Genomic DNA, 3956 nt, shown 5'->3' on the forward strand with positions numbered 1-3956 from the left:
CACCGAAGCCGCCGCCGCCACCCGGACGGTCTTCACGCGGACGCGCCACGTTGACCACGATCGCGCGGCCTTCCAGGGCCTGACCGTTCATGCCGTTGATGGCGGATTGCGCTTCGTCGTCGGTCGACATTTCCACGAAGCCGAAGCCCTTGGAACGGCCGGTCTCGCGGTCCATCATGACCTTGGCGGAGATGACGGTGCCGAATTGCGAGAATGCCTCCTGGAGCGACTCATCTCGCACGCTGTAAGCGAGGTTGCCCACGTATAGCTTGTTTCCCATGGGGGAAGCCCTTTCAAAACCAAATAACCCAATGTGCTGCTTCAACCCATCGTGAACCACTCATACGAAGGCGCTGCATTCAGGCGATCCGATTATGTGTGACAGGATTGGCGGTTCGCAACGCGTCAAGCCGGTTGTTGTTTTTCAGCTTATGCGCGCAAACCCCGAGCAGTGTCGGAAGCGCTGGAAATCCTTCGCCGCCGGCTTTACATCGGGGCAAAACCGGCTCCCGAGACCCCCCGCCGGCGCTCGGTGTTTTCCACTATGCGGGTGAACCCGCCCCCTAATCGCACAAGGTGACGCCCATCGCCCTCCAGCGCCCGCCGTCCACGCCCGTCCCGCTCACGCCCGAGCTGCGCATCGTCTCGCTGGTTCCGTCGGTGACCGAACTGCTGTTCGCCCTCGGACTGGGGCCTTGGGTGGTCGGTCGCACCGGTTTTTGCATTCATCCCGCGCCGGCGGTGTCAGCAATATCAAAGATCGGTGGAACCAAGGACGTCAATCTCCGCAAGTTGCGGATGCTGGCCCCGAGCCATGTCATCGTGAACGTTGATGAAAACCGGCTCGAGACGGTCCAGGCCCTGCGCGAATTCGTCCCCCATGTGGTGGTGACGCATCCCTGCGCACCCGCTGACAACCTGACCTTGGTCACCCAGATGGTGGAGATGGTGGAGGTTTTTGCCGCCGATTGGAGGGTCAGGTCTGAACTCACCGGCAGAAATCTCCAAGGCTCGGAAGAAAGTTCGACAGGGGCGAGTTCGCTCCCGCATGTCCCCGATCTCCGTGACCGGGCGAACCGGCTGGCCGACGCCCTGCGGGAGGAACTGGCGGTCTGTCGGGCCCTGCGGGCAGCGGGCGAGGGGCGGCCGGCGCCGCGCGTCCTCTATCTGATCTGGCGCGACCCCTGGATGACGGTCGCCCGCGATACCTATATCTCCCGCATGCTCGCGGAGGTGGGCTGGGCGACCTGGCCCCCGGTCGAGGGCGGCGAGCGCGGCGCGGCGCGCTATCCGGTGCTGACGGGCGACGAGCCCTGGCTGGCCGGCGTCGACGAACTGCTGCTCAGTTCCGAGCCCTACCGGTTCGGCGCCCAGCACCTGGCCGAAGCCCAGGCGCTGTGCCCGAACGCGAGGGTGCGCCTCGTCGATGGCGAGTTGGTCAGCTGGTATGGCCCGCGCGCCGCCGAGGGGCTGCGTTACCTTCGCGGACTGTCCGCCGCTCCGCGATGATCGCGCCCATGAGTTCGACCGCGCCCGCCCCGTCCTCGCCCACCCTGCCGCCCGCGCCGTTCGCCGGCCAGGTCCTGCTGCTGGAGGACGACCCCGCCATCGCCCAGACGGTCAGCTTCGTGCTGGAACGCGAGGGCTACCGCGTCCGCGCCTGCGGCTGGCTGCACGAGGCCCGCGCCGCGCTGTCCACGACGCCGCCGGACCTGGCGATCCTGGACGTGGGCCTGCCCGACGGCAACGGCCTGGACCTGTGCCGCGAACTGCGCCAGGGCCCGCTCGGGCGCCTGCCGGTGCTGATGCTCAGCGCGCGCAGCGAGGAGAGCGACAAGGTGCTGGGGCTGGAACTCGGCGCGGACGACTACCTCGCCAAGCCCTTCAGCAACCGGGAGCTGGTGGCGCGGGTGCGGGCGCTGCTGCGGCGGGCCCAGGCCCCGGCGGAGCCGAGCGCGCCGGCCGTGGCCGGTTTCCTCGTCGAGGCCGAGGGCTCCCGCGTGCGTTTCCATGGCGAGCTGCTGCCGTTGACCCGCCGCGAGCTCGGCCTGCTGCTGCGACTGCTGAAGGCGCCCGGCCGCATCCACAGCCGCGAGAGCCTGCTCGATGCCGTCTGGGGCCTGGACGCCGACAGCGGCGACCGCACCGTCGACACCCACATCAAGACGCTGCGCGCCAAGCTGCGCCAGGTGCGCCCGGAGCTGGACCCCATCCGCACGCACCGCGGCATGGGCTACTCGCTGGAGTGACGGCGCATGCGCCTGGGCCTGCGGCTGTTCCTCGGCTTCTTCCTGGTGGCGGGCCTGAGCGCCTTCATCCTGCTGCGCGTCGTGCTGGGCGAGTTCAAGCCCAGCGTGCGCGAGGTGATGGAAGACATGATGGTGGACACCGCCAACCTGGTGGCGGCGCTGGCCCGCGATGAACTGGCCGCGATGCCGCCCGGCGGCGACCTGGTGGGCACCGCTTTCGCGCAGCGGGTGAAGGACTACGCGGAGCGGCCGGTGGACGCCCGCATCCTCAGCGCCCGCAAGCGCACGCTGGATTTCCGCATCTATGTCACCGACGCCGCCGGCCGCGTGGTGCTGGACACCAGTCCCGCGCCGGCGGTCGGGCAGGACTACTCGGCCTGGAATGACGTCGCCCGCACGCTGCGCGGCGAATACGGCGCCCGGACGACACCGGAACAGCTCACGCCCTACGGCAACGCCGGCGACCTGGGCAACGGCAAGGACGCGCAGGGCAGCCCGGTGATGTACGTGGCCGCGCCGGTGCGCCTGGACGGCCGCACGATCGGCGTGGTCACCGTCGCCAAGCCGGCCGCCGCGGTGCAGCAGATCATCTACCGCGCCGAGCGCCGCATCTGGATCGCGGGACTGTCGCTGCTGGCGGTGTCGCTGGCGGTGGGCGTGGCGGTGACGGCCTGGATGATCGTCACCGTGCGGCGCCTGCGCCGCTACGCCCAGGAAGTGCAGATGGGCGAGCGCCAGGCGCCGCCCAAGGTGCCCGGTGAACTCGGCGACCTGGCCCATGCGATGGACGCGATGCGAGAGCGGCTCGATGGGCGCGAGCGCCTCGAGCACATGGCGCGCGCGCTCACGCATGAGCTCAAGAGCCCGCTGGCGGCGCTGCGCGGAGCCGGCGAGCTGCTGCAGGACGACCTGCCGGCGCCGGACCGCCAGCGCTTCGCCGCGCAGGTGGTCTCGCAGAGCGAGCGCATGACGGAACTGGTCGAGCGGCTGCTGGCGCTGTCGACGCTGGAGTTGCGGCGCGGGCCGGCGCATCCGCGGCCGGTGGCGCTGGCGGCCACGGTCGACGAGGTGCTCGCGCAACTCGACGACCGCCTGGCGCAGCAGGCGCTGACGGTGCGCTGGCTGCGCCGCGACGAGGTCGAGCTGCAGGCCGACGCCGAGATGCTGATGCTCGCCATCAGCAACCTGCTGGCCAACGCGATCGACTTCTCGCCCGCCGGCGCCGAGCTGACGCTGCAGGTCGGCATCGAGCCCGCGTCCGGGGCGGGCGGCCGCCGCGCCTTCTTCGAGCTCCGCGACCAGGGGCCCGGCGTGCCGACCGCCGCGTTCGCGCAGCTGGGCGAGCGCTTCTTCTCGACGGCGCGACCGGGCAGCCTGCGCAAGGGCTCCGGCCTGGGCCTGGCGATCGTGCGCCAGATCGCCGGCCTGCACCGCGGCGACCTGCGCTTCGAGCCGGCCGAGCCGGGCCTGCGCGTGCGGCTCTCCTTCCCCCACTTCACGGCCGCCACACAAACTTCGTCCTGAGCTCACCCCGCCTGCCGAGACTGCCGCCTTCCCTAAATGGCCCGCGGGCAAGGAGAGGACGAATGCAGAGCAAGGCGCTGTGGTGGAAGCTGCTGATCCTGGGCGGGGTGACGCTGCTGTTGCTGATGGTGCTGATGCGCATCGGCTGGCTGGTCGACGAGCGCCAGCAGCGCCAGCGCGCCG

General features: G+C 70.3%; 4 protein-coding genes. 3 read left to right on the forward strand and 1 reads right to left on the reverse strand.

The window, feature by feature from the left end:
* Window positions 1-280: RNA-binding protein (locus FUT87_RS14225; protein ID WP_147241433.1), on the reverse strand; the 280-nt coding region annotated here is incomplete at its 3' end.
* 296 nt (window positions 281-576) lie between these two features.
* Here FUT87_RS14225 and FUT87_RS29985 point away from each other — a divergent pair.
* The 3 genes from FUT87_RS29985 to creC are packed head-to-tail and all read left to right on the forward strand — an operon-like array spanning window position 577 to window position 3773.
* A complete protein-coding gene (locus FUT87_RS29985) occupies window positions 577-1509 on the forward strand; it encodes a helical backbone metal receptor (protein ID WP_255511833.1) in 933 nt (310 codons plus the stop codon).
* 8 nt (window positions 1510-1517) lie between these two features.
* On the forward strand, window positions 1518-2249 hold the full coding sequence (gene creB, locus FUT87_RS14235; RefSeq protein ID WP_147241431.1) for a two-component system response regulator CreB: 732 nt from the start codon (window positions 1518-1520) through the stop codon (window positions 2247-2249).
* 6 nt (window positions 2250-2255) lie between these two features.
* Complete coding sequence (creC, locus tag FUT87_RS14240) at window positions 2256-3773, forward strand: two-component system sensor histidine kinase CreC (RefSeq protein WP_147241432.1); 1518 nt, start codon at window positions 2256-2258, stop codon at window positions 3771-3773.
* Window positions 3774-3956 lie beyond the last annotated feature (183 nt).

The sequence above is a fragment of the Mitsuaria sp. TWR114 genome (assembly GCF_007997345.1).

What these genes read in the sequence shown, in the direction of transcription:
- creB (WP_147241431.1), top strand. Translation starts at nt 1,518, where the DNA reads ATGAGTTCGACCGCGCCCGCCCCGTCCTCGCCCACCCTGCCGCCCGCG.
- creC (WP_147241432.1), top strand. Translation starts at nt 2,256, where the DNA reads ATGCGCCTGGGCCTGCGGCTGTTCCTCGGCTTCTTCCTGGTGGCGGGC.